This window comes from Pseudoxanthomonas sp. (assembly GCF_051953815.1).
GTDB lineage: Bacteria > Pseudomonadota > Gammaproteobacteria > Xanthomonadales > Xanthomonadaceae > Pseudoxanthomonas_A.
This window is the reverse complement of the sequence record NZ_JBQCIJ010000040.1, coordinates 88,368-113,878: the sequence shown is the minus strand read 5'-3', so window position 1 is coordinate 113,878 and position 25,511 is coordinate 88,368. Positions and strand designations below refer to the sequence as shown.

The following is a 25,511-nucleotide window of genomic DNA, read 5'->3' as shown; positions in this document are numbered from 1 at the left end:
CATCGGGCACGTCCACTACCTCCGGAACGCAATCGAACCCCGGAACCGGACACGACGGCAGGCCCGGCCACGGGGAATGCATTCCCCGTGACCGGCTCGTCCGGCCTCAGCCGTGCTTGTGGAACACCAGATGGCCGCCTTCGGCGGCGATCCGCACCGCATCCCCCGGACCGAACTCGCCGGACAGGATCTTCTGCGCCAGCGGGTTCTCCAGCTGGGTCTGGATGGCGCGCTTGAGCGGCCGCGCGCCGTACACCGGATCGAAACCGACGTTGCCCAGCAGCATCAGCGCCGAATCGTCGATGTCCAGGCTGATCTGGCGTTCGGCCAGGCGCTTGGCCAGGTAGCGGGTCTGGATGCGGGCGATTTCGCGGATCTGCGCCTTGTCCAGGGGGTGGAATACCACGATGTCGTCCAGCCGGTTGATGAACTCCGGACGGAAGTGCGCCTGCACCACGCCCATCACCGCCGCCTTCATCTGGGTGTAGCTCTCCGGGCTGTCGTCGGACAGCTCCTGGATCAGGCTGGAACCCAGGTTGGAGGTCATCACGATCACGGTGTTGCGGAAATCCACCGTGCGGCCCTGGCCGTCGGTCAGGCGGCCATCGTCCAGCACCTGCAGCAGGATGTTGAACACGTCCGGGTGCGCCTTCTCCACCTCGTCCAGCAGGATCACGCTGTACGGACGGCGACGCACCGCCTCGGTCAGGTAGCCGCCCTCCTCATAGCCGACGTAGCCCGGAGGCGCGCCGATCAGGCGGCTGACCGCGTGCTTCTCCATGAATTCGCTCATGTCGATGCGGACCATCGCGTCGGCGGAGTCGAACAGGAACTCGGCCAGCGCCTTGCACAGCTCGGTCTTGCCCACGCCGGTCGGGCCCAGGAACAGGAAACTGCCGGACGGACGGTTGGGATCGGACAGGCCGGCGCGCGAACGCCGCACCGCGTCGGACACCACCTTGATCGCCTCTTCCTGGCCGATCACGCGATGGCGCAGGACGTCCTCCATCTTCAGCAGCTTCTCGCGCTCGCCTTCCAGCATCTTGCTGACCGGGATGCCGGTCCAGCGCGACACCACCTCGGCGATCTCCTCGTCGGTGACCTTGTCCTGCAGCAGCTTGAATCCCTTCTGCTCGGCTTCCTGCGCGGCGGTCAGCTGCTTCTCCAGCGACGGCAGCTGGCCGTACTGGATTTCGCTCATGCGCGCATAGTCCTGGCGGCGCTGGGCGGCTTCCAGATCCAGCTTGGCGCGCTCGATCTGCTCCTTGATCCGGGTGGCGCCGGTCAGCGTGGCCTTCTCGGCCTTCCAGATTTCCTCCAGATCGCTGAATTCCTTCTGCAGGCTGTCGATCTCGCTTTCCAGGTCGGCCAGGCGCTGCCTGGACTGCGCGTCCTTCTCCTTCTTCAGCGCCTCGCGCTGGATCTTGAGCTGGATCAGGCGGCGCTCCATCCGGTCCATTTCTTCCGGCTTGGAGTCGATTTCCATGCGGATGCGGCTGGCGGCCTCGTCCATCAGATCGATGGCCTTGTCCGGCAGCTGACGGTCGGCGATGTAGCGGTGGGACAGCGTGGCGGCGGCGACGATGGCCGGATCGGTGATCTCGACGCCATGGTGAACGGCGTACTTTTCCTTCCCGCCGCGCAGGATGGCGATGGTGTCCTCGACGCTCGGCTCGCCCACGAACACCTTCTGGAAGCGGCGCTCCAGCGCGGCGTCCTTCTCCACGTACTTGCGGTACTCGTCCAGGGTGGTCGCGCCGATGCAGTGCAGTTCGCCGCGCGCCAGCGCCGGCTTGAGCATGTTGCCCGCGTCCATCGCGCCCTCGGCCTTGCCGGCGCCGACCATGGTGTGCAGTTCGTCGATGAACAGGATGATCTGGCCTTCATTCTTGGCCAGGTCATTGAGCACCGCCTTCAGGCGCTCCTCGAACTCGCCGCGGAACTTGGCGCCGGCGATCAATGCGCCCATGTCCAGCGACAGCACGCGCTTGCCGCGCAGGCCCTCCGGGACCTCGCCGTTGACGATGCGCTGGGCCAGGCCTTCGACGATCGCGGTCTTGCCCACGCCGGGCTCGCCGATCAGCACCGGATTGTTCTTGGTGCGGCGCTGCAGGACCTGGATGGTACGGCGGATTTCCTCGTCGCGGCCGATCACCGGATCCAGCTTGCCGCTCTCGGCGCGCTCGGTCAGGTCGATGGTGTATTTCTCCAGCGCCTGGCGCTGATCCTCGGCGTTCTCCGACTGCACCTTCTCGCCTCCCCGCAGCTTGTCGATGGCCGCGCGCAGTTTCTGCCTGTCGGCGCCGGCGGACTTCAGTTCCTGCCCGGCCGCGCCGGTGTCGTCCAGCACCGCCAGCAGGAACCATTCGCTGGCGATGTACTGGTCGCCGTTCTCCTGCGCCAGCTTGTCGGTCACGTTGAGCAGCCGGCCCAGATCATTGCCGATCGACAGGTTGCCGGGCTGGCCGCTGACCTTGGGCAGCTTGTCCAGCGCCTCGCCCAGCCGCTCGCGCAGCACGGGAATGTTGGCGCCGGCCTGGGCCAGCAGCGGCCGGGTGCTGCCGCCATTCTGGTCGAGCAGCGCGGTCAGCACGTGGACCGGTTCGATCATGGTGTTGTCGCGGCCCACGGCCAACGACTGCGCGTCCGCCAGCGCCTGCTGGAAACGCGAGGTGAGCTTGTCCATCCGCATCGGGAATACCTCGGGAAGAGAGGCCGGCGAGCACCGGCAATGGTACCCAGATGCGGTTGGCGGGGGCTGTTTCAAGGTCTGTTGAGACGGAAGTTCAGCGGCCATAATCCCGCCATGGCCGATCCGTCCCCCTGCTGGCACCTGTACCTGCTGCTGTGCCGGGACGGCAGCTTTTACGCCGGCATCACCACGGATCTGGAGGCCCGCTTCCAGGCTCATCTGGCCGGCAAGGGCGCCCGCTACACCCGTTCCCACCCGCCGGAACGGCTCCTGGGCAGCCGCGCCTATCCCGACCGCGCCAGCGCCTCGCGCGCGGAGTGGGAGATCAAGCGGCTACCCAAGGCGCGCAAGCTGGCCTGGCTGCTGGCGTCGGCCGGCGGCGCCTGACCCCTTGCCTGGATCGTATCCGGCACCTCGCAGCCGGCCGCCTTCGGATCGACGCCGACGCTATTGGCGCTTCTGCAGCGACAGCAGTCCCAGCAATGTCGCCAGCGCGACATAGGCGCCGAAGAACTGCCACAGAATCGCCTTCGGCAAGCCCTGCACGTCCCAGGGCAGGTAGATGCTGCCGCGCGGATCCACCGAATGGATGAAGCCGAACAGGGTCAGCACCGCACCGATCAGCAGGACCACCGCGGCGCGGCGGAAACGCTGGTCGATCATCGCCACCAGCGCGGTGGACCAGATCATCGCGGTGATGATGAAGCCGTTGCCCAGGGTCACGATCGCGGCCAGGTCCGGCAGCCCGTGCCCGTCCACGCCGTTGTAGAGCGCGGCGAAATTGTCCGGTGCGATCCAGGCGGGATTGCCGACCTTGATCACCAGCAGGTAGGCGATCGACGGCAGGAACGCCAGCGCCACCGCCGGCGCGTGCGGGCGCGGACTTTCATGGAAAGCCTGCACGGTGATGTCCAGGCCGACGTAGACGATGATCGGCGCCAGCACCGCGATCGGCAGCCACTGCACCAGTCCCGACACGTAGCCGAGGATGCCGCCCAGGCCAATGAACAACCCGGTCAGCAGCGTGTAGCCCAGCCGCGCGCCCATGTGCTTGTAGGCCGGCTGGCCGATGTACGGCGTGGTCTGCGCCACGCCGCCGCAGAAGCCGGCCACCAGCGTGGAGATCGCCTCGGCCAGCAGGACGTCGCGGGTGCGGTAGTCGTCGCCGGCCGCGCGCGCGCTTTCGCTGACGTTGATGCCGCCCACCACCATCAGCAGGCCGAACGGCAGCAGCAACGGCAGGTAGGGCACGGTATGCGGCAGGCCTTCGAGGAAACCCAGCGTCGGCAGCGGCAGGGTGAAGCTCAACGGCACCGCGTCGGGCAGCTTGAAGCCCGGCGTGCCCAGTCCGGACAGACCCAGTCCGTAATACAGCGCGGTGCCGACGATGAAGGCCAGCAGCACGCCCGGAATCTTCACCGGCAGCTTGCCCTTGGCGATCAGCACGTACAGCAGCAAACCGAAGGTGACGAAGCCCACCACCGGCGAGCGCAGGGTCTCGATCAGCGGCAGGAAGCCCAGCAGGGTCAACGCCGCGCCACCGATGGATCCCAGCAGCGCCGCGCGCGGCACCGCGCGGGTGATGGCGTCGCCGCAGAACGACAGCACCAGCTTCAGCACGCCCATCACCACCAGCGAGGCCATGCCCAGTTGCCAGGTCGCGATGGCGGCGGCCTGCGGATCCAGTCCCTGCTGCTTGAACGCCACGAACGACGGTCCCAGCACCAGCAGCGCCATGCCGATGCTGGTCGGCGCGTCCAGGCCCAGCGGCATCGCGGTGACGTCGTCGCGCCCGGTGCGCGCGGCCAGCCGGTGCGCCATCCAGGTGTAGATGAGGTTGCCCACCAGCACGCCCAGCGCGGTGCCCGGGAACATCCGGGTGAACACGACCTCGGCGGGAAACTGGAAGATGCCGATCAGCGCGGCCGAAATGAAACCGAGGATGGACAGGTTGTCCACCACCAGGCCGAAGAAGCCATTGAGATCGCCGGGAACGAACCAGCGCGGGCGGGTGTGAGCGGTCATGGGAAAAAGGGGCCGGAAGAGGAAGTCATAGTGTCAGAACCGGTTGCCGAGGTGTCGCCCGCGCGGTCCGCCCCTGTAGGAGCGACGTGATTCGCGACAAGGATTTCGATATATCGCAAGCATCGGTTCCGCCGGCAGATCTTCTTGGAGCAAGAAAGAAAAAGCGCACCACCATCCTGGAACAAACCAACGCGGAATGTTCGGGCGCATGGCCGCGTGGATGTCCCGTCATCCCGGGTCGCGACTTACGTCGCTCCTACGAGGAAAGGACCAGCGATGCCCTCAGAACGAAACTTCCGCGGGCTGGCGCGACCACAACACGGACTGATGGCGCGTCGCCTGCTTCCACGCCAGCCGGATCGCCTCGATGTCGGCGCGGCGCTGCGGGCTGTCCTCGTGCAGGATCACCAGCACTTTCGAATTCAGCCGCTCCGGACCGTCCTTGCCGCGGAACAGCCACTGGCCGTAGGCGTCGAACACGGTCAGGCCGTCCGGGAAACGCGGGGTCACTTCCTTGTCCAGGAACGCGCGCCATTGCGCCTCGCTGATGTTGCTGGCGGCATCGCCTTCCGTGCCCACGCCGAAGTACAGCTCGCTGCGGACCCAGCCATGGGCCTGGGCCGGGCGGGTGGCATCGCCCTCGAAGGTCGCGGTGACCGGTTGGGACGCGGCGGAGGGCGCGGTACCTGTGGGGGTGGTGGCGCAGGCGCCAAGCGCCAGGACCAGGGACAACAACAACGTGACGCGCAGGCGCATGGAACGACTCCGTGGGGGAACGGTACTGTCGGCCGGGAAACCCGCGCGTCGAAATAACCCGTCGGCATGAGCAGATGGGCAGCGGCCATGACCGCAACGCGGCCAGGTCCCGGCCGGGGCGTTAATATATCGCTTTATCCGGATGGATAGTTAGATCTAGACTGTCCCGCCTCCCCCACAGGCCTCCCCATGCACCGCCAGCCCTTCCGCTGTTCCTGTTGACGGCCCGCCGCCGTCGACCCGCGCCGCCGGCACGATGCCGCGCCGGGCGCGATTCCCCCACCCGATTTCCCGTATCGCTTCAGGAGTTTCCATGTCCCGCCCCCTCGTGGCGCCGCTCGGCGTCGCCATCGCACTCGCCCTCTCTGCTCCCGCCTTCGCCCAGGACGCCGGCGCCGGCACCACCGATCTGGACACCGTCATCGTCACCGGCACCCGCGCCCGGGATCGCACGGTGCTGGAATCCACCGCCCCGGTCGACGTGCTGACCGCCGAAGACATCCGCAAGGCCGGCGTGCTCAACGGCGAACTCGGCAGCGCCCTGCAGGCGCTGCTGCCTTCCTTCAACTTCCCGCGCCAGTCCAACTCCGGCGGTGCCGATCACGTGCGCGCCGCGCAGCTGCGCGGGCTCAGCCCCAACCAGGTGCTGGTGCTGGTCAACGGCAAGCGCCGCCACACCAGCGCGCTGGTCAACACCGACAGCAAGATCGGCAAGGGCAATACGCCGGTCGATTTCAACGCCATCCCGGTCAGCGCGATCAAGCGCATCGAGGTGCTGCGCGACGGCGCCGGTGCGCAATACGGCTCCGACGCGGTGGCCGGTGTGATCAACGTGATCCTCAACGACGCCCCCGAGGGCGGCGCGCTGGAACTGAGTTATGGCGCGCACCACACCGACGTCGAACCGATCCGCCGCACCGTCACCGACGGCCAGGCCGGATTCTTCAGCGGCCAGATCGGCACCGCGCTGGGCAGCGAAGGCGGCTTTCTGCGGGTGGGCCTGGAGTACAAGCAGCGCAACGGCACCAACCGCGCCGGCTTCGATCAGATCCCGTTCTTCGAGGAGCAGACCCCCGACAACCTGGCCCTGGCCGGCAAGCGCAACTACTGGCTGGGAGACGGCGAGTCCAAGGACATCAACGGGTGGTTCAACGCCGAACTGCCGGTGGGCGACAGCGCCGAGCTCTACGCCTTCGGCACGTTCCACCAGAGCGACACCCAGGGCGCCAACTACTTCCGCTATCCCGATGGCGTGGCCAACTGGAAAGAGGTGTATCCGAACGGCTACCGCCCGCTGTCGCTGGGCGAGAACCGCGACACCGCCGTGGTCGCCGGCCTGCGCGGCCAGTGGGGCGAATGGGATTACGACGCCAGCCTGAACCATGGCCGCAACGCATTCACCTACCGCCTTAAGAACTCGCTCAACGCCTCGCTCGGCCCGACCAGTCCGACCCGCTTCCGCACCGGTGACTACGAGTTCCGGCAGGCGCTGTTCAACTTCGACGTCAGCCGCGTGTTCGGCGCGCACACGTTTGCCGCGGGCGTCGAATTCCGGCGCGAGGACTACGAGACCGGCGCCGGCGATCCGGCGTCCTACGCCGCCGGTCCCTACACCGACCGCCCGACCGGCTCGCAGGCCGGTGGCGGCCTGACCCCGCAGGACACCGCGGATCTGAGTCGCGAGGTGGGCAGCGTTTACGCCAGCCTGAGCAGCCAGTTCGGCGAGAAGTTCTTCACCGACGTGTCGGCGCGCTATGAACACTACGACGACTTTGGCGGCGAGCTGACCGGCAAGATCGCCGCGCGCTACGAATTCGTCCCGGCCTTCGCCCTGCGCGGTTCGGTGTCGAACAATTTCCGCGCCCCGTCGCTGAGCCAGATCGGTTTCGAATCCACCTCCACCGGCTACGACGCCTCCGGCCAGCTGCTGCAGGGCCGCCTGCTGTCGGTCAACAACCCGATCGCGCGCGCGCTCGGCGCCCGCGACCTGCAGCCGGAAAAGTCGGTCAATCTGAGCCTGGGTTTCACCAGCCGCATCGGCGAGCATTTCGACCTGTCGTTCGACGTGTTCCGCATCGACATCGATGACCGCGTGGCGCTGACCGAACGCATCAGCGGCGATGCCCTCACCGAGTTCGTGCAGGACAACTTCGGCGTGCCCGGCGTGCAGAGCGTCAACTTCTTCATCAACGCCGCCGACACCCGCACCGAGGGTGGCGAACTGGTCGCCAACTGGCGGCAGGGACTGGGCGGCGGACAGTTGCTGCTGACCGGCACATGGAGCTACGCCAAGACCGAAATCAAGCGCATCACCGCCACCCCGGCGGAACTGCTGGCAATCGACCCGTCCTACGTCCTGTTCGGCATCGAGGAGAGCAACACCCTCACCGACGCTGCGCCGCGCACCCGCAGCGTGCTCAGCGCCAACTGGAGCAACGACAGGTGGTCGCTGCTGGGCCGTGCGACCCGCCACGGCAGCGCCAAGCGCATCTTCAACTTCGGCGGCGGTTTCGAACCGGAACAGACCTACTCGGCCAAGTGGCAGCTGGATGCGGAAGTCGAATACCGCTTCAGCCCGAAATGGAGCGTGGCGCTGGGCGGGCTGAACCTGACCGACGAGTATCCGGATCTGTCGAACCAGGACATCTACTACTTCGGCAACCTGCCCTACGACGTGTTGTCCCCGATCGGCAGCAACGGCGCGTACTACTACACGCGCGTGCGCTACAGCTTCTGAGGTACCGGCCTCCCGCGCCGTGCGCGGGAGGCTTCACCGCACTGATCGGGCGGGCGCCGCGGAACGGGACCGCGCGGCAACCGCACGCCCCCGACGAACGCTGGCTGGCCAGAGTCATGGGCGGGGCGCCCGTCCGATCAGACCTTGTTCCTCTTCGCCCGGCGATGGATTTCCGTCGTCCCGACGAACGCCGGGCCCGTCTTTTTCACGCCCGCCATCGACGCCCGCTGTCACTCCGATTTTCGATGGTTTCCAGCTTGCACTGGAATGGCGACCAGCCGGCAACCATCAATCCAGAAAGCGCGCGCGCTCGGCTGCATCGGGAACCCGGCACGCGGTGGTGCCGAACCAGCGATAGCGGTTGCGCGCCAGCCATCGGTACAGCGCATCACGCAGAGGTCGTGGCACCAGCGCCATCAGGCGCGCGAGCTTCCAGACACCGCCCAACCCGCCCAGGACGCGGCCAATCGCATCCGTGTCGGTCCACGCCCGCGCATCCTCCAGCAGCAGGAACGAAGCCGGGTCATCGGGATCCAGCCCGTGCCGGGCCAGCAGCGCGCGTCCCGCGGTTCCCTGCATCGCGGCAAAGCGATAGCGGCCACGCCGATCATGCCGGAGCAGGAAATCCACCCAGCCATTGCAGAGCACGCAGGTGCCGTCGAACACGATGATCGCCCCGCCGGCGGCAACGCCCGCGTCATTCGACATCCAGCGATCCCCGGTAATGCACCAGCAGGCCGATGCCGGGCAGCGCGGCCTGCACGTCGAAGGCGTAGCGCCCGTCCCGCGCCGATTCCCGCGCCCGCACGCCACCGAACCAGCGCGCCGGCAGCGGAATCCCCAGCGCATGCACGCGCTCGACCGTCCACTCGATGCCTTCGTCGCGGACGCCCAACCGGAATCCGAACCTCACCAGCCCCAGCCGTTCGCACAGCAGGCCGTCCTGCCGCCAGAGCCGGGAGGGCATCGCGTGTCCATGCACGTGCCGGATCCAGCGCTCGCCCTCCGGCTGGATGTCGATGTCGACCGTGATGGGTCCCCGCCCCGCGGGCGGCAAGCGGGTCGCCGCGGCGCACAGGCGCGACAGCCAGCCTTCGCCGCGCCGCACCGTCACTTCTCCCTGATACCGCGCCGGACCGGTGCGCAGATGCAGGCATCGCACCGCCGTCGGCAATGATTCGAAATCGCGGCCCAGCAGGCGCGCGAACAGCGGCGTGAATCCGCCGCTCAGCGATCCATCCATATCAACGTCGCCATCCGCCCGGTCTGCGCATCGCGACGATGCGAATAAAACCGTTGCGCATCGGTAATCGTGCACAGCCCGCCGCCCCGCACCCGAAGCACGCCGGCATCGGCCAGGCGCAAACGCGCCAACGCATAGAGATCCACCCGCCAGTGATCCGGCCGGGTCGCCACGAATGCCGGGGCCGCGCGTGCGTCGCCGCCCACGAACGCATCGCGGACTTCGGCGCCGATTTCATAGGCCTGCGGCCCGGCAGACGGTCCGAGCCAGGCCAGCAACCGGCCCGGATCCACCTGCATGGCTTCCACCGTCCTTTCCAGCACGCCGCCGGCCAGGCCACGCCAGCCGGCGTGGGCCGCGCCGATCACCCGGCCATCGTCGCTGGCGAACACCACCGGCAGGCAGTCGGCGGTGAGGATGGCCAGGACCACGCCCGGTTCGGCGGTGACGGCGGCGTCGCCGTCAGGCTCGTCCTGCGTCGCGTCCCGTGAAAACCGCACGACCCCGGTCCCATGGACCTGATGCAGCCAGCGCGGCGGCGACGGCAGGCCGAAGCGCTCGATCAGCTCGGCCCGGTTGGCCTCGACCACCGCCGGGTCGTCACGGTACTGGCCGTAGCGGGTGCCCAGGTTGAAGCTGTCGAACGGCGCCTGCGAACGACCCGCACCGTGGCGCAGCGTGGTGAACGCGTGCACGCCGACCGGCGCCGCCCAGTCCGCCGCAAGAATGGCGCTCATCCGCGATGCGTCTCGGCATCGGCGCGGAGCGCGGCCATCAGCGCCAGCATGTCCGCCGGCACCGGCGCCGAGACCCGGACGGGCTCGCCCGTAATCGGGTGGCGGAACTCCAGCGTCTCGGCGTGCAGGGCCTGGCGGCGGAATCCGCGCAACGCCGCCACCAGCTCCTCGCTGGCGCCCTTCGGCAGCTTCAGCGGGCCGCCGTACAGCGGATCGCCGACGATGGGGTAGCGGATATGCGCCATGTGCACGCGGATCTGGTGGGTACGCCCGGTTTCCAGCCGGCACTCCAGTGCGGTATGGGCACGGAAGCGTTCGCGCAGGCGGTAATGCGTCACCGCGTCGCGGCCGTCGTCGCGCACCGCCATCTTCAGGCGGTCGCGGGGATGGCGGTCGATGGGGGCATTGGCGGTGCCGCCCGAGACCATCGCTCCGACCACCACCGCCAGGTACTGGCGGTGCACCTCGCGCGAGGACAACTGCTCCACCAGCGCGGTCTGGGCCGGCAGGTTGCGCGCGACCACCATGACGCCGGAGGTGTCCTTGTCCAGCCGGTGGACGATGCCGGCGCGCGGCAGCGTGTTCAGCGAGGGATCCCGGAACAGCAACGCGTTGACCAGGGTGCCGGTCGGGTTGCCGGCACCGGGATGGACGACCAGCCCGGCCGGCTTGTCCAGCACGAACACGTGCTCGTCTTCGTACAGGACGTCCAGCGGGATGTCTTCGGGCTCGGCATGGGTCTGGGTTTCCAGCACCACGGCCAGGCTGGCCAGCTCGCCGCCGCGGACCGGGTCGCGCGGCTTGACCGCCTGCCCGTCCAGGCGGGCATCGCCGGACTTGATCCACTCGGCCAGGCGGGAGCGGGAGAATTCGGGGAAAAGCTCGGCCAGCACGGCGTCGAAACGGCGGCCGGCGGCGGATTCGGGCACGCGCGCGGTGCGCGGGGCGTCGGCAGGAAGGGTGTCGGTCATCGGGGGTGGGGCGGCGGAAACCGGGGATGTTCGCCGATTGTTCATGGCTTGGGCACCGCCTAGGCTATCATCGACAGCCTGTTTCCCTGCCGCGGCCTCGCCGCCAGCCCATGACCCAGCGTGCTTCCACCCGTTTCACCGCCGTCGCCCGCATCGGCCTGCTGTTGCTCGTCATCGTCGCCACCGGCACCGGCTGCGGCATGTTCAAGCGCAAGAAGGGCCCCGTGGAAGCCCAGCCGGTCGAGCAGATGTTCGAAACCGGCCACCAGGCCATGAAGAACGGCAACTGGGAGCGTGCCCAGACCAACTTCCGCGCGCTGGTCGCCCAGTACCCGTATGGCCCGTACACCGAGCAGGCGCTGATGGAATCGGCCTACGCCCAGTACAAGGCCGGCAAGCTGGACGACGCGGTGTCCTCGATCGACAAGTTCCTGCGCACCTACCCGACCCACCGCAACGTGCCGTACATGTACTACCTGCGCGGCCTGTCCAACTCGACCCGCGACGCAGTGTTCCTGCAGCGGGTCTGGAAGCTCGACTCCAGCCGCCGCGACCTGTCCACGCCGATGCAGGGCTACAACGATTTCAGCATCGTCGCCGAGCGCTACCCCAACAGCCGCTACGCCGCCGACGCCCGCCAGCGCATGGTCTACCTGCGCAACCAGTTCGCGCGCCATGAAATGGACACCGCGCTGTACTACCTGCGCCGCGACGCGTGGATTTCCGCCGCCACCCGCGCCCGCTACCTGCTGGAGACCTATCCGCAGAGCGAATACCAGAACGACGCGGTCGCCGTGCTGGGCGAGGCCTACACCCATCTGGGCAACAAGACCCTCGCCGACGACGCCCGCCGGGTCCTGCAGTTGAACGATCCGAAGCACCCCTGGCTGACCGGCGACTGGCCCAAGTACCCGTGGGCGATCCGCAAGCTCAATCCGTTCGCGGGCGAGAAGTCGCCGGCCAGCGGCGCCTCGCTCCACAAGAAGGACTGACGCGCTTTCCGCTGGATGCATTGACGAAAAAGGGCCGCGAGGCCCTTTTTTGTTGGAGGTGTTTAGCGCCCCCAGCCTTCCCCCGCAAGCGGGGGAAGGAGCAAAAGCAGTCCCCCGCTTGGAGGATGGAGCAGAAGCACGCTCCCTCTCTCGCGTGCAGGGGGCAATCGAAGCCCGCCCGCCTCGGCCTGCGGAAAGTCTCCGAAGCTGGAGACTCCATCCCCCGCCCGACCGGGAGCTTCCAAAGCGCTCAATTCCCGTACTTGTTGGTGATCGGATACCGCCGTTCACGACCGAACGCGCGGCGTGAAATCTTCGGTCCCGGCGCGGCCTGGTGGCGCTTCCATTCGTTGATCCGGACCAGGCGCAGCATCCGGTCCACCGTGGCGGCATCGAACCCGGCGGCGACGATTTCGTCGCGCGACTGCTCCAGATCGACGTAGCGGAACAGAATCGCGTCCAGCACGTCGTACGGCGGCAGTGAATCCTGATCGGTCTGGTTCTCGCGCAGTTCGGCCGACGGCGGACGGCTGATGACCGCCGGCGGAATCACCGGCGCCCCGCCGACCGTATTGCGCCAGCGCGCGAGCGCGAACACTTCGGTCTTGTACAGATCCTTGATCGGCGCATAGCCGCCGCACATGTCGCCGTAGATGGTCGCGTAACCCACCGCGTACTCGCTCTTGTTGCCGGTGGTCAGCAACAGGCCGCCGAACTTGTTGCTCAGCGCCATCATGATCACGCCGCGGCTGCGCGACTGCAGGTTTTCCTCGGTGGTATCGGGCGGAAGATCGGCGAACAACGGTCCCAGCGTATCCAGGAATCCCTTGAAGGGCGCTTCAATCGGAATCGTCTCCAGCCGTACGCCCAGCGCCTCGCACTGCTCGGCCGCCAGATCGTTGGACAGCCCGGCGGTATAGCGGGAAGGCAGCCGCACGGCGGTGACGTTCTCCGCGCCCAGCGCATCCACCGCCAGCGCCAGCACCAGCGCCGAATCGATGCCGCCGGACAGGCCCAGCCAGACCTTCTGGAAACCGTTCTTGCCGCAGTAATCGCGCAGTCCGCGCACGATCGCGCGCCAGGCCAGCGCATCGCGGCTCTCGTCGCCGTCATCCATCCATTGCACCGGGCTGAAGCGGCGGCCTTCCGGGTCGTAATCCACCACCAGCCATTGATCGGTGAAGGCCGCCGCCGCCGGATGCACGGTGCCATCGCCGTCGGCGACCACGGACGCGCCATCGAACACCAGCGCGTCCTGCCCGCCCACCACGTTCAGATACGCCAGGGCGAGGCCGGTGTCACGGGTACGTTCGGCCAGCAGGGCATCGCGCTGCGCGTGCTTGTCGCGGTCGTACGGCGAGGCATTCGGCACCAGCGCCAGCTGGGCGCCGGCGCGCGCGGTGGCGGCCAGCGGCTCGGGAAACCACAGGTCCTCGCAGATGATCAGCCCCACCGGCACGCCCTTGACCTCGAACACGCAGGCCTCGCCGTTCGGGTCCACGTCGAAGTAGCGACGTTCGTCGAACACCGCGTAGTTCGGCAGTTCGCGCTTGCGGTAGGTCGCTTCCAGGCGGCCGTCGCGCAGCACGCTGGCCGAGTTGTAGACCACGCTGCCCGCCGACTCCGGCCAACCGACCACCGCGACGATGCCGTGGGTGGTCGCGGCCAGCTGGCGCAGCGCGGTCTCGCAGTCGGCCAGGAATCGCGGCCTCAGCAGCAGATCCTCCGGTGGATAGCCGCTGATCGCCAGTTCCGGAAACAACACCACGTCCGCGCCATATTCGTCGCGCGCCTCGGCGATCAGCGCGGCGATGCGCTCGGCGTTGCGGGTAACGTCGCCGACGGGGAAATCGAACTGGGCCAGGGCGATGCGCAGGGTCTGGGGCATGTCGGTCTTCGGGTTCGGCCCTTCACCGGCGCGCGGCAAAGGCGGGACAGGGATGGGAGTCCGCCAGCCGCGAGACGATCAGCGCGCGAACACCCTCGAGGTTCGTCATCGCCTCATTATTCCAGAAGCGCAGCACATGGAAGCCTTCACGCCGCAGGAAGGTATCCCGCCGTACATCCACGACGGCGTCCACATGCTGGCCGCCGTCCACTTCGACGAGTAGCAGGTTGGCCTCCAGACATGCGAAGACGGCGATGTATGGGCCAATGGAGCACTGGCGCCGGAATCGGAAGCCTTCGACCTGACGCCGCTGCAGGATGCCCCACAGGCGGCGCTCGACCGGGGTCATGTCCTTGCGCAGTTCGCGCGCCCGATCGCGTTTCTGTCCCTTTCGCATGCGCACGTCCTGTGCTCGTCTGGGGTGGGCATCTTGCCCCCATCCCAGCCTTCCCCCGCAAGCGGGGGACGGGGCAAAAAGCCCTGCCCGCTGGTAAATCGATAAATCAGGACAAATAGCGCGCTTCCCAAAAAATACCCCCTCCCCCGCCTGCGGGGGAGGGCCGGGGTGGGGGGCCTGCCGAAGCCGGCCAACCCACTGCCAAACAAAAAGCCGCCCGAAGGCGGCTTTTCATTCCTCCCGCCGAAGCGGAACGGGTTCTTGCTTACTTCAGGCGCGCGGCAATCGCGGCACCCAGGTCGCCCGGCGAACGGACGGTGGTGACGCCCGCGGCTTCCATCGCCGCGAACTTGCCTTCCGCCGTGCCCTTGCCGCCGGAGGCGATGGCGCCCGCGTGGCCCATGCGCTTGCCGGCCGGAGCCGACGCGCCGGCGATGAAGCCGACGACCGGCTTCTTGACGTGCTTGGCGATGTACTCGGCGCCTTCTTCCTCGGCCGAACCACCGATTTCGCCGACCATGATGATGCCTTCGGTCTGCGGATCGTTGTTGAACAGGGTCAGCGCCTCGACGAAGTTCAGGCCGTTGATCGGGTCGCCGCCGATGCCGATGCAGGTGCTCTGGCCCAGGCCCACGTCGGTGGTCTGCTTGACCGCTTCATAGGTCAGCGTGCCCGAACGCGAGACGATGCCGATCTTGCCCGGCTTGTGGATGTGGCCCGGCATGATGCCGATCTTGCACTCGCCCGGCGTGATGATGCCCGGGCAGTTCGGGCCGATCAGGGTGACGCCCGGATAGCCCTTCAGGGTGTTCTTGACCCGCAGCATGTCCAGCACCGGAATGCCTTCGGTGATCGCCACGATCACCTTGATGCCGGCATCGGCCGCTTCCAGGATCGCGTCGGCCGCGAACGGCGGCGGCACGTAGATGACCGAGGCGTCGGCGCCGGTGTCCTGCACCGCGTCACGCATGGTGTTGTAGACCGGCAGGTCGATGTGGGTGGTGCCGCCCTTGCCGGGGGTCACGCCGCCGACCACCTGGGTGCCGTACTCGACCATCTGGGTCGCGTGGAAGGTGCCCTGCTGGCCGGTGAAGCCCTGGACGAGGACCTTGGTGTTCTTGTTGACCAAAACGCTCATGAATTATTCCTAGTCTCGTCGTGGGATCAGGCGGCCTTGACCGCAGCGACGGCCTTCTTGGCACCGTCGTTGATGTCGTCGGCCGGGATGATGGCCAGACCGGAATCGCGCAGCAGCGCCTTGCCGGCTTCCACGTTGGTGCCTTCCAGGCGCACGATCACCGGCACCTTGACGCCCACGTCCTTGACCGCGGCGATGATGCCTTCGGCAATCATGTCGCAGCGGACGATGCCGCCGAAGATGTTGACGAAAATCGCCTTGACCTTGTCGCTGGACAGGATCAGCTTGAATGCGGTGGTCACGCGCTCCTTGGTGGCGCCGCCGCCGACGTCCAGGAAGTTCGCCGGCTCGCCGCCATTGAGCTTGATGACGTCCATGGTGGCCATCGCCAGGCCGGCGCCGTTGACCATGCAGCCGATGTTGCCGTCCATGGTCACGTAGTTCAGATCGTGCTCGGAGGCCAGCACTTCGGTCTCGTCTTCCTGCGCCTTGTCGCGCATGGCGACCAGGTCCGGATGGCGGAACGAGGCGTTGTCGTCGGAGTTGACCTTGCCGTCCAGCACGGCCAGATCGCCGTTGGTGAGGATGGCCAGCGGGTTCAGTTCGACCAGCGCCAGATCCTTCTCGTTGAACAGCTTGTACAGGCCCATCATGATCTTGGTCAGCTGGTTGACCTGCTTGGCGTTCAGGCCCAGCTTGAAGCCGATGTCGCGGCACTGGTACGGCTGCAGGCCCTGGACGAAGTTCACGTCCAGCTGGTGGATCAGTTCCGGGGTTTCCGCGGCGACCTTTTCGATCTCCACGCCGCCTTCGCTGGAGGTGATGAAGGTGACGGCCTTGGTGGCGCGGTCGACCAGCACCGACAGGTACAGTTCCTTGGCGATGTCGGTGCCTTCGGAGATCAGCACCGCGTCGATCGGCAGGGCCACGCCGGCCGACTGGTAGGTCGCCATACGGGTGCCCAGCATCGCGGCGGCGTACTGCTTCACTTCGTCCAGGGTCTTGGCCAGCTTGACGCCGCCAGCCTTGCCGCGGCCACCGGCGTGGATCTGGGCCTTCACGACCCAGAGGTCGCCCGGGATGGACTTCGCGGCTTCAACCGCTTCTTCCGGCGTGCGCGCGACGCGCCCGGCCGGAACTGCAATGCCATATTCGGCAAACAGTTGTTTTGCCTGGTATTCGTGGAAATTCATGCGTCACCGTGGGTAGGGAACAGGTAAGCGAGGCCGGACGTCCCTGAAAACCGCGTCAGGACGTGCATGGGCCACCGGAGAGGGCGCCAGCCAGCCCCCTATTGTCGCCCACCGGGCCGGACGGCGCAAAACCGGCCGGCGGGGCCGGCCCTGCCTATACTGTGGCCACTGCCGAGGGGGGAGCCCGCGCTTGCCGCAAAGCCATTCGATCCTGGGACGCATCGAATCCGCCCCTCGGCGCGAGCTGTATTTCTTTGCCCTGTACCGCACCCTGGAAGCGGCGGTGCTGGCGGGCCTGGTGTTCAGCCCCCTGTCCGACCTGCTGGGCTCGCAGCGCCACCCGACCCTGGGCCTGGTCGTCACCATCGTCTACCTGGTCGCCTCGGTCCTGTTGCTGCTGGTCCGCAGCCCCCGCTGGATGACCCTGACCGTGGTGATCGGGCTGGCGGTGGACATCACCGTCGCGGCCGTCATCACCCATGCGCTGCCCGCCACCACCGCAGGGGTGGCGATGATGCTGCTGTTCAACGTCGCCGCCGGGGCGCTGCTGCTGCCGTCCCGACGCTGGGCGCTGGGCATGGTCGCCCTGAGCGTGGCGGCGCAGTTCGCCGAGTACGGCTTCACCCTGCTCCACGATGGCGGCAGCGACCGTTCCGCGGCCGAGGTGGTGATGTTCGCCATCAGCTACCTGGCGGTGGGCTACCTGGCCCACCAGGCCGGCCAGCGCGCCCGCCGCAGCGAAGCCCTCGCCGACCAGCGCGGCGCCGAGGTCGCCAACCTGGTGGAAATCAACGAACTGATCATCCGCCGCATGCGCACCGGCGTGCTGGTGGTGGATGCGGACAACCACATCAAGCTCGCCAACGAGGCCGCGAGCCTGCTGCTGGGCGATGGCGGCGAGGGCGCCAGCGACGGCGTCGGCGTCCTGCTCACCCACACCGCGCCGGAACTGGCCCGCCGGCTGCAGCGCTGGCGCAATGGCTGGCAGGCCGACGACACGCCGATGCAGCTGTCGCCCGACCAGCCCGAGGTGCAGCCGCGGTTCGCGCGCCTGTTGGCCGACAGCGAGACCTCGCTGATCTTCCTGGACGACGCCACCGTGGTCTCGCGCCGCGCCGAATCGCTGACCCTGGCCGCGCTGGGGCGCTTTTCCGCCAGCCTGGCCCACGAGATCCGCAATCCCCTGGCCGCGATCAACTACGCGGTGCAGTTGCTGGAGGAATCGCGCCACATCATCGACGGCGATCGCCGCCTGCTGCAGATCATCCACCAGCAGTGCCAGCGCACCAACGGCATCGTCGAAAGCGTGCTCGGCCTGGCCCGGCGCGAGCGCGCCAATCCCGAGCATGTGGATCTCAATACCTTCGTCCGCCGCTTCATCGACGAGTACCAGCAATCGCTGTCCATCGAGACCGATACCCTGGAAGCGGTCATCGGCCCGCGTCCGGTGCCGGCGCTGGTCGACCTGCGTCACCTCCAGCAGGTGGTGACGGTCCTGGTCCAGAACGCGATGAACTATGGTCGCCTGCCCGGCGAGTCGGCGCGGGTCCGGGTGCGGGTGTTCCAGGCCGATCACCGCCCGATGATCGACGTCATGGACCGCGGCCCCGGGATTCCCGAAGCGGTCGCCGCCCAGTTGTTCCGTCCCTTCTTCACCACCTCCGAGCACGGTACCGGCCTGGGCCTCTACATCGCCCGCGAGCTGTGCCGGGCCAACCAGGCCACCCTGGAGTACGTGCCGGTTCCCGGCGGCGGAAGCTGCTTCCGCATCACCCTGCCCGGTCCGCATGCCCTGCTGCCGGCGTGAACGAGCCGGCTTCCACGTGATCCTCGGACACAAGGGTGTCCGCCATCACATGCCGCTCGGCCCTCGCCCCGGTCCCTGCACGAGCTTCATATCAGCGGTGTCACACTAGCGGGCACTCCTGTTCAGCCGGTACACTGAACGGACAGGGGCTGAAGGGGGATCCATGAGCGAAAACCGTAGCGCCCTGATCGTCGACGACGAACGTGACATCCGCGAACTGCTGGTACTGACGCTGGGCCGCATGGGCCTGCGCATCGATACCGCGGCCAACCTGGGCGAAGCCCGCGAACTCCTGTCGCGCAACAGCTACGACCTGTGTTTCACCGACATGCGCCTGCCCGACGGCAACGGCATCGAACTGGTCGGCGAAATATCCCGCAACTACCCCCGCACCCCGGTCGCCATGATCACCGCCTTCGGCAACATCGAACTGGCGGTTGAAGCCCTCAAGGCCGGCGCCTTCGATTTTGTCAGCAAGCCGGTCGACCTGACCGTGCTGCGCGGGCTGGTCAAGCACGCCCTGGAGCTCAACAACGCCGAGCGCGCGCCGGCGCCCGCACCGCCGCCCGAGCAGGCCAGCCGGCTGCTGGGCAGCTCGCCGGCCATGGCCACCCTGCGCGACACCATCGGCAAGGTCGCCCGCAGCCAGGCGCCGGTCTACATCCGCGGCGAGTCCGGCGTGGGCAAGGAACTGGTCGCCCGCACCATCCACGAACAGGGCGCCCGCGCGAGCGGCCCGTTCGTGCCGGTCAATTGCGGCGCGATTCCCGCCGAGCTGATGGAAAGCGAGTTCTTCGGCCACAAGAAGGGCAGCTTCACCGGCGCCCATGCCGACAAGGCCGGCCTGTTCCAGGCCGCCCATGGCGGCACCCTGTTCCTGGACGAGGTCGCCGAGCTGCCCCTGCCCATGCAGGTCAAGCTGCTGCGCGCCATCCAGGAAAAGGCGGTGCGCCCGGTCGGCGCCTCCCAGGAAACCCAGGTGGACGTGCGCATCCTCTCGGCCACCCACAAGGATCTGGGCGAACTGGCCAGCGACGGCCGTTTCCGCCACGACCTGTACTACCGCATCAACGTCATCGAACTGCGGGTGCCGCCACTGCGCGAACGCGCCAGCGATCTCCCGCAGCTGACCAGCGCCATCCTCGACCGTCTGGCCGAACACCACGGACGCAACGCCCCCTCGGTGTCGCCCGACGCCATGGCCGAACTGCGCCGCTATCCCTTTCCCGGCAACGTCCGCGAACTGGAAAACATCCTGGAGCGCGCGCTGGCGATGGCCGACGGCCACAGCATCGAAATCGGCGACCTCTACCTGCCCCAGCCCAGCGCCACGCCCCGCGCGGGCATTGCCGAAGGTCCGGGTGCGCCCGCCGCGCCCGGCGCCGTTCCCGGCGCGCCTCCGGTCGACATCGATCCCTCGGGCGGTCCGCTGCCCAACTACATCGAGCAGCTGGAACGCGCGGCCATCCAGAAGGCGCTCGAAGACAACCGCTGGAACAAGACCCGCGCGGCCGCCCAGCTCGGCATCACCTTCCGCGCCCTGCGCTACAAGCTGAAGAAGCTCGGCATGGAGTAGCGGCCTGCGGGCCGCGTTTGCCGTCCCGCCGCTTCCCACGGGCATCGCAGGCACTCCGGGCGCCGGCATGCCGACCGCCCGTATCCGCGATCTCAAAAGCCCCCTACTCAACTGACATCAAGATCCTCCCCCTTTGAAAAAGGGGGACCGAGGGGGATTTGCGCTTCCGCTCTCTTCACACCCAGGCGGAGACGTCGAAAGAAGAGACCCACAAACTCGCCCCATCACTCGACTCACATCGCCATAGCGTCCTGAAGCACCGAGCATCCCACTTCGCTTGACGATTCTTGTCGTCAGAAGCGCGAACCTTCTCACGCTGAAAAGGAGTGTGAACTTCGCCCAGCCAACGGCTTTGGCGCCGTCGATATCTTCCCGCCGCGCTCGATGTTCGTATTCCGAACCTTCCAATTCCGTGGATGCGAATGAAGGCGCCCAACCAGGCTTCCGTTCGCGGTTCCAGAAGGGCTTCCGCCCATTTGCCGCGTCACCGGCATCTCCCGGAATCGGCAACGGATACGCCTTCATTCACCAAGCCAAGCAACATGGGGAAGTTACACATGAAGAAGAACATGCAGGGTTTTTCCCTGATCGAACTGATGATCACGGTGGCCATCATTGCCATCCTGACTGCCATCGCAGTACCCATCTACCAGAACTACACCATCAAAACCCAAGCCACTGCTGCGTTGGCAGAAATCGCGCCCGGCAAGACTGGCTATGAGCTAGCCTTGGCAAATGGAAAAACACCATCACTGGACGCGGACAATCCTGGCTACATCAACATCAAAGTGGGTACGTACTGCTCCGCAATCACTCTGACCGGGGGCATCAAGTGCACAACCAAGGGCGGTGCCGCCGAGTTTGCACCGAAAGCACTCAATCTTGTCCGCAGCGATAGCGGCGAATGGAAATGCGAAACTGATATCGAAGAGAAGTATCGCCCTGCCGGCTGTGGCGCAGTTGGCGGTAATGGTGGTGGTGGCAACGGCGGTTGACGAGTATCCCCATCCCATTGCCTCAATGGAGAAACGTCATAACTCTGTGACGTTTCTCAACTAGCGCCCCTGCACAACAAACCCCGCTAAAGCGGGGTTTGTTGTGCAGGGGCCTCGTCAGCACATAGCACCCGCTTCGATGCCCCCCCACTCCCTCGGTCACCACCGTTGGCATTCCCTGGCCTCCACCGTCCGCGACATGACTACGGGCGATGCCGTCCAGCCATCAGAATGGCCCTCAAGGCGTAACACATTCAGGCCCATGTCGCTGGAGCGCAGCCCCAAAGCGATAGCTCCTTCTATCTGAATTCGCCGTAGGTCATCCAGCAAGCACGAGCTAAGAAGCGACGACCGCTTGACGGGCAGGCCGGCTGGATTTCCTCGCACTCCTGCCTAGCCACTCCATTCTCGGGCATCCTCGCGTCAATGTTCCGACCCGGAAAGTGACGCAAATTGTCACTTTGTGTCGTATATTTTCACTGACCGGCTTCCCTTCCGGAGGCCGGCTGCTGCACAGCCAAATTGTCAGATTGTGATCATTCCCGCGGTTGATCCCCCTTTTTCCCGATACCGCTTCAACGAGATTGATGTCATAGTTATCTCGACTTAGGTGTCTGGGGTCTTTCCCGCGAACCACAGGGGACGGGGAGAGGGGCGCTTACAGTTGGCACACATCCTGCACGTGACTAATAGCACGTGCGTCGTCTTGCACGGCGCCCACGGTCCAACGCTTAAGGACACGGGGGCTGGAGTGTCCTTAACCATCCAAGCCAATCCTGAAAGGGGAAGTTCATGAAGAAGAACATGCAGGGTTTCACCCTCATCGAACTGATGATCGTGGTCGCCATCATCGCCATCCTGGCCGCCATCGCGCTGCCGCTGTACCGCGACTACACCATTAAGGCCAAGATCACCAACGCCATCGGCTCCGTCGCCGGCGAGAAGATCAAGGTCGGTGAGAACTACGGTTCCGGCGCGCCGCTGTGTTCCGGCACGGCTTCCGGCGTTTGCACGGGCAGCGGCGTACTGACTGGCTCCTTCCAGGGCTACAGCGCCGTGTTGACCCCGAATACCACTGGTGGCCGCATCAACTGGCGTTGCTCTGCTTCGGGTTCCGGCGTGACCAGCAGCAATACCCCGGATGCCTGCCGCTGATATCGTGGAGCGGCATCTGCAGGAGTTTGACGCGAAACCCCGGCATTGCCGGGGTTTCCTTTTTTGTGCCTGTCCTATGAGTATTCTCTGTTGAGCATCCGCCCGCAGCTAGCGCTGCTTTCCGTCCTGTCTGCCTGCCTGGTCGCCGTGTTGATCTACTGGACCGGTCTGCGTGGCCCATATCTGCTGGACGACCCCTCGAACCTGGACGCCATCGCTGTCTGGCTTGATAACAAGTTGGACCTGCAGACGGTCCTGTTTGAACGCGGCGCCGGCATTCTCGGACGCCCGCTATCGATGGCCACATTCGTGTTCAACGCGTGGGTGGGTGGATATACCCCGTTCTCGATGAAGATGGGCAATCTGCTCATCCATCTCCTCTGCGGGATTGTGCTTTTCGCGTTCCTTCAGCGTCTGTTGAAGCTGGACACGCGTTTGAGCCACCGAGCAAAAGCCACCGCCGCCACCGTTGCTGCCATCTGGCTCCTGCACCCGTTACACGCCAGCACCGTGCTGTATGTGGTGCAGCGCATGGCACAGCTATCCACATTGCTCATTCTACTGGGCTTGTTGGTATACCTCTGGGCGAGAGAACGTCTACAAAATTCATCCCCTTTCGTTCCAACCACAACCATCCTCATCGGCCTGCCGCTGATGACCTTTCTGGCTTTTTTGGCGAAAGAGAACGGCATTCTTCTCCCCTTGCTATGCGCCGTCCTAGAGATCGCCTACTTCACACCTTCGAATGGCCAAAATAGACCACGCGTAGCCCGCATCTTTCTATATGGGTACATCGCACTGCCATGTATCGCCGCGCTGATCGGTTTCCTTCTGAAGCCCGGCTGGATCGTCGGAGGATACGTCGGAAGGGAGTTCACTCTTGGCGAACGGCTGCTCAGCCAAGGACGCGCCCTTTGCGACTACATAGGCAAGATCCTACTTCCTAATCCGCCACAAATGGGCGTATACACCGACGACTTCATGGCGTCGACGAGCCTGTTCTCCCCCCACAGCACGTTCTGGGCTCTGCTCGTACTTGCCAGCATCAGCCTGGCGACATGGCATTGGCGGAAACGATTTCCCGCGGTGTTCTTTGGCTGGTACTTCTATCTTGTGGCGCACAGCCTCGAGTCTGGTGTCATCGCGTTGGAGCTCTACTTTGAGCACCGGAACTATCTGCCTTCCATGGGACTGCTGCTTGCAATCGTCGCTCTAGTGTCCTTCTTTGGGGATCTGCTGGCGCAACGAGGATTGAACAGTCGTCGTCTAGGTCTTGTTCTTCTGTCTGGTGTGCTGCTTTTGCTTGTAGCGGGGACACATGGTCGTGCCAGGGTATGGCGCAGTGATGCATTGATCGCTGAATCCAGTCTCCAATCTCATCCTGACTCGCTGAGGGCGAACGCATATCTGCTCGGAATCGCGTTGGATCATGGCGACATGCAACGTGCAGACCAAATCCTTTCGAATCTGCTTGCCTCTCCTAGACCGCGCAATCGGTCAATGGGATACGCATTCCGATTGTTTGTGGGGTGTGTATATCGACATCAGGGCAGCCCCTTTGATCTGGAAGCCTTTGTCAACCAAACACCATTACCACTGACGCTTGCCGAGGTTCAGCCCTTCGATACCATCTATGAAGCCACCCGCGAGAAAGGCTGCGGCGCCGTAACCGACGGGATGATCGGCGACGCGCTTGCAAAACTGGCGGACCGCGCGAAGTATCAACCTGATGCTTCTCGTGAAAAATCACGCCTGCGATACCAGGCAGCCAGCTTCTATGCGCGGGACCAGGACTGGACCAACGCGATGGTCCAGGGCCAGCTCGCATGGCATTCGAAGGCGCAGACGCCGGTAGCCATTCCACTCATCCAGGCGCAACTGGCAGTCGGCAAAATCGATGCCGCAGAAGTAACGTTTCAGGAAGCACTAGCCCGCTCCGAGGAAAACAACGAAGAAGAACAACGTCATTTGAGATGGCTGAGGCAAGAGATAAGTCGTGCGAAGAACGCAAGTAGCGCTTCTAGTCCCTCACATGCCGTTCCTTCCCAGTAAAATCACATCGCGTCTTTCAACACTTTTTCCAGCGAATCGGCGCAATCATCCCAACCCGGAGCCTTCAATCCTGGCACCAATGGATCTCGCAATTGCATAGCGATGCGGCTTTTCAATTGCGTCACATCTCCGGGCGCGAAGAGAAGCTGCTGATACGGACTCATTACTTCGACCACGTCCCCAACTGCTGCCGCTACGAATGGTATCTTCATCGCCAAAATCTCGTGAAGCTTCAGCGGAAAGCAATAACGGCCAAAATCAGAGTCGCGGTTGCAAATTATTGCTACATCCAGACTAGCCAGTATCTGTGGAACCTGATCGGCCGGCTGCACGCCAAGATCGCGAATGCGTGGATGCCGATATCTCTTCGCAATGGCAGCGTCCACAGGCCCGGCATGGACCAACCACAGTTCCGGATCTGAATCGGCCATTTCCATAAAAGCCTCGAACATCATCTCGATACCCCGTCTACTTGAGATGGCCCCTACCGTCCCAATGACGCGCGCTTCTACCGGCAACCCAATGGCGACACGGCTGGCGCGTTTATCTCGTGGTTGAAAGAGATCCAGCCGGACCCCGTTTTGGAGCACTGTCACTGGACAGCTCAGCGCATAGGAGGACGATATGTAACCGTTCAACGCATGGCTTACCACCGTAAGAGCTTGAGCGCGTCGACAGGCACGGCGGAAGGCCGCCTTCAATCCAGGAAACTTCGAAAGCCCAAAACTCTCGTAGTTGTCATACAAGTCCAGGACCAAGGGTACCTGTCGTGTCCGCGCCCATCGCTCGGCGAGCACAGCATGCGGCATGTCCGAGCTTGCCCAGATCACGTCAGGCCGCCAATCCTCAGTCCAATCATCCAGTACTCGCGCGTAGCGGAGAACCCCCTGAGGACATGCATCTACGGAACGCCAGCGCATGCCTGGAAGATCCGGCCATGCGAAATCCTCCTGACCACGGTTTCGATAGCTCAGCGCGATTCCCCGGACGTCATGCCCTCGACGGGAAAGTGCGGCCGGAATCTCGAAAATTCGCCCATACCGCTCGGCAAGCAAATCCTTGCCCGTATATTGCCGTTTTGTCAGCACCAGAATCCGCATGCCGCTTTGTTCTCCGAACTCCAAGATTCCTTAACGCACTGGTCAGGCCATCTTCCG

The 25,511-nt window shown here is 65.5% G+C and carries 20 protein-coding genes; 8 read left to right on the top strand and 12 right to left on the bottom strand.

Annotated features, from left to right (window positions below; translation table 11 throughout):
- Positions 1 to 106: 106 nt before the first annotated feature.
- Complete coding sequence (gene clpB, locus ACTHN1_RS12850) at positions 107 to 2,692, bottom strand: ATP-dependent chaperone ClpB (protein ID WP_440471332.1); 2,586 nt, start codon at positions 2,690 to 2,692, stop codon at positions 107 to 109.
- Positions 2,693 to 2,806: 114 nt separating this feature from the next.
- On the opposite strand from clpB, the gene ACTHN1_RS12845 reads away from it, so the two are divergent.
- Entirely contained in the window at positions 2,807 to 3,079 is a 273-nt protein-coding gene (locus tag ACTHN1_RS12845; protein ID WP_440471331.1) for a GIY-YIG nuclease family protein, read from the top strand.
- Positions 3,080 to 3,139: 60 nt separating this feature from the next.
- Here the strand turns inward: ACTHN1_RS12845 and ACTHN1_RS12840 are convergent, their stop codons facing one another.
- A complete protein-coding gene (locus ACTHN1_RS12840) occupies positions 3,140 to 4,717 on the bottom strand; it encodes a hypothetical protein (RefSeq protein ID WP_440471330.1) in 1,578 nt (525 codons plus the stop codon).
- 282 nt (positions 4,718 to 4,999) lie between these two features.
- A complete protein-coding gene (locus tag ACTHN1_RS12835) occupies positions 5,000 to 5,473 on the bottom strand; it encodes a DUF3574 domain-containing protein (protein ID WP_440471329.1) in 474 nt (157 codons plus the stop codon).
- A gap of 313 nt (positions 5,474 to 5,786) precedes the next feature.
- On the opposite strand from ACTHN1_RS12835, the gene ACTHN1_RS12830 reads away from it, so the two are divergent.
- Complete coding sequence (locus ACTHN1_RS12830; protein ID WP_440471328.1) at positions 5,787 to 8,210, top strand: TonB-dependent receptor plug domain-containing protein; 2,424 nt, start codon at positions 5,787 to 5,789, stop codon at positions 8,208 to 8,210.
- A gap of 288 nt (positions 8,211 to 8,498) precedes the next feature.
- Here ACTHN1_RS12830 and ACTHN1_RS12825 read toward each other — a convergent pair whose 3' ends face one another.
- From ACTHN1_RS12825 to rluD, 4 genes are read right to left on the bottom strand one after another with little or no spacing between them, the layout of a single operon-like run.
- Entirely contained in the window at positions 8,499 to 8,918 is a 420-nt protein-coding gene (locus ACTHN1_RS12825) for a thiol-disulfide oxidoreductase DCC family protein (protein WP_440471327.1), read from the bottom strand.
- Entirely contained in the window at positions 8,908 to 9,453 is a 546-nt protein-coding gene (locus tag ACTHN1_RS12820) for a DUF4166 domain-containing protein (RefSeq protein WP_440471326.1), read from the bottom strand. Before ACTHN1_RS12820 ends, ACTHN1_RS12825 begins: the two co-directional genes overlap by 11 nt.
- Positions 9,438 to 10,190: a peptidoglycan editing factor PgeF gene (gene pgeF / locus ACTHN1_RS12815; RefSeq protein WP_440471325.1), complete on the bottom strand. Its 753-nt coding sequence runs from the start codon at positions 10,188 to 10,190 to the stop codon at positions 9,438 to 9,440. Before pgeF ends, ACTHN1_RS12820 begins: the two co-directional genes overlap by 16 nt.
- Positions 10,187 to 11,161: a 23S rRNA pseudouridine(1911/1915/1917) synthase RluD gene (rluD, locus tag ACTHN1_RS12810; protein ID WP_440471324.1), complete on the bottom strand. Its 975-nt coding sequence runs from the start codon at positions 11,159 to 11,161 to the stop codon at positions 10,187 to 10,189. Before rluD ends, pgeF begins: the two co-directional genes overlap by 4 nt.
- 110 nt (positions 11,162 to 11,271) lie before the next feature.
- On the opposite strand from rluD, the gene ACTHN1_RS12805 reads away from it, so the two are divergent.
- Positions 11,272 to 12,153: an outer membrane protein assembly factor BamD gene (locus ACTHN1_RS12805; protein ID WP_440471323.1), complete on the top strand. Its 882-nt coding sequence runs from the start codon at positions 11,272 to 11,274 to the stop codon at positions 12,151 to 12,153.
- Positions 12,154 to 12,403: 250 nt separating this feature from the next.
- Here the strand turns inward: ACTHN1_RS12805 and ACTHN1_RS12800 are convergent, their stop codons facing one another.
- From ACTHN1_RS12800 to sucC, 4 genes are all read right to left on the bottom strand, one after another.
- Positions 12,404 to 14,041: an NAD+ synthase gene (locus ACTHN1_RS12800; protein WP_440471322.1), complete on the bottom strand. Its 1,638-nt coding sequence runs from the start codon at positions 14,039 to 14,041 to the stop codon at positions 12,404 to 12,406.
- A 22-nt stretch (positions 14,042 to 14,063) separates the two neighbouring features.
- Entirely contained in the window at positions 14,064 to 14,438 is a 375-nt protein-coding gene (locus ACTHN1_RS12795) for an endonuclease domain-containing protein (RefSeq protein WP_440471321.1), read from the bottom strand.
- Between the two features lie 265 nt (positions 14,439 to 14,703).
- A complete protein-coding gene (sucD, locus tag ACTHN1_RS12790) occupies positions 14,704 to 15,576 on the bottom strand; it encodes a succinate--CoA ligase subunit alpha (RefSeq protein WP_440471320.1) in 873 nt (290 codons plus the stop codon).
- Positions 15,577 to 15,602: 26 nt separating this feature from the next.
- Complete coding sequence (gene sucC / locus ACTHN1_RS12785) at positions 15,603 to 16,769, bottom strand: ADP-forming succinate--CoA ligase subunit beta (RefSeq protein WP_141455713.1); 1,167 nt, start codon at positions 16,767 to 16,769, stop codon at positions 15,603 to 15,605.
- Between the two features lie 190 nt (positions 16,770 to 16,959).
- Between sucC and ACTHN1_RS12780 the strand changes: the two genes are divergently transcribed.
- The 5 genes from ACTHN1_RS12780 to ACTHN1_RS12760 all read left to right on the top strand — a co-directional run bounded on the left by ACTHN1_RS12780 (position 16,960) and on the right by ACTHN1_RS12760 (position 24,354).
- Positions 16,960 to 18,576 (top strand): sensor histidine kinase, encoded by a 1,617-nt coding sequence (locus ACTHN1_RS12780; RefSeq protein ID WP_440471319.1) that lies wholly within the window; start codon positions 16,960 to 16,962, stop codon positions 18,574 to 18,576.
- Between the two features lie 163 nt (positions 18,577 to 18,739).
- Positions 18,740 to 20,152: a sigma-54-dependent transcriptional regulator gene (locus tag ACTHN1_RS12775; RefSeq protein WP_440471318.1), complete on the top strand. Its 1,413-nt coding sequence runs from the start codon at positions 18,740 to 18,742 to the stop codon at positions 20,150 to 20,152.
- A 557-nt stretch (positions 20,153 to 20,709) separates the two neighbouring features.
- Complete coding sequence (locus ACTHN1_RS12770; protein ID WP_440471317.1) at positions 20,710 to 21,147, top strand: pilin; 438 nt, start codon at positions 20,710 to 20,712, stop codon at positions 21,145 to 21,147.
- 792 nt (positions 21,148 to 21,939) lie between these two features.
- Entirely contained in the window at positions 21,940 to 22,302 is a 363-nt protein-coding gene (locus ACTHN1_RS12765) for a pilin (protein ID WP_440471316.1), read from the top strand.
- Between the two features lie 90 nt (positions 22,303 to 22,392).
- The gene (locus ACTHN1_RS12760; protein ID WP_440471315.1) at positions 22,393 to 24,354 is read left to right on the top strand and encodes a hypothetical protein; all 1,962 of its coding nucleotides are present in this window, start codon (positions 22,393 to 22,395) and stop codon (positions 24,352 to 24,354) included.
- A gap of 2 nt (positions 24,355 to 24,356) precedes the next feature.
- Here ACTHN1_RS12760 and ACTHN1_RS12755 read toward each other — a convergent pair whose 3' ends face one another.
- Complete coding sequence (locus ACTHN1_RS12755; protein WP_440471314.1) at positions 24,357 to 25,454, bottom strand: glycosyltransferase family 4 protein; 1,098 nt, start codon at positions 25,452 to 25,454, stop codon at positions 24,357 to 24,359.
- Positions 25,455 to 25,511 lie beyond the last annotated feature (57 nt).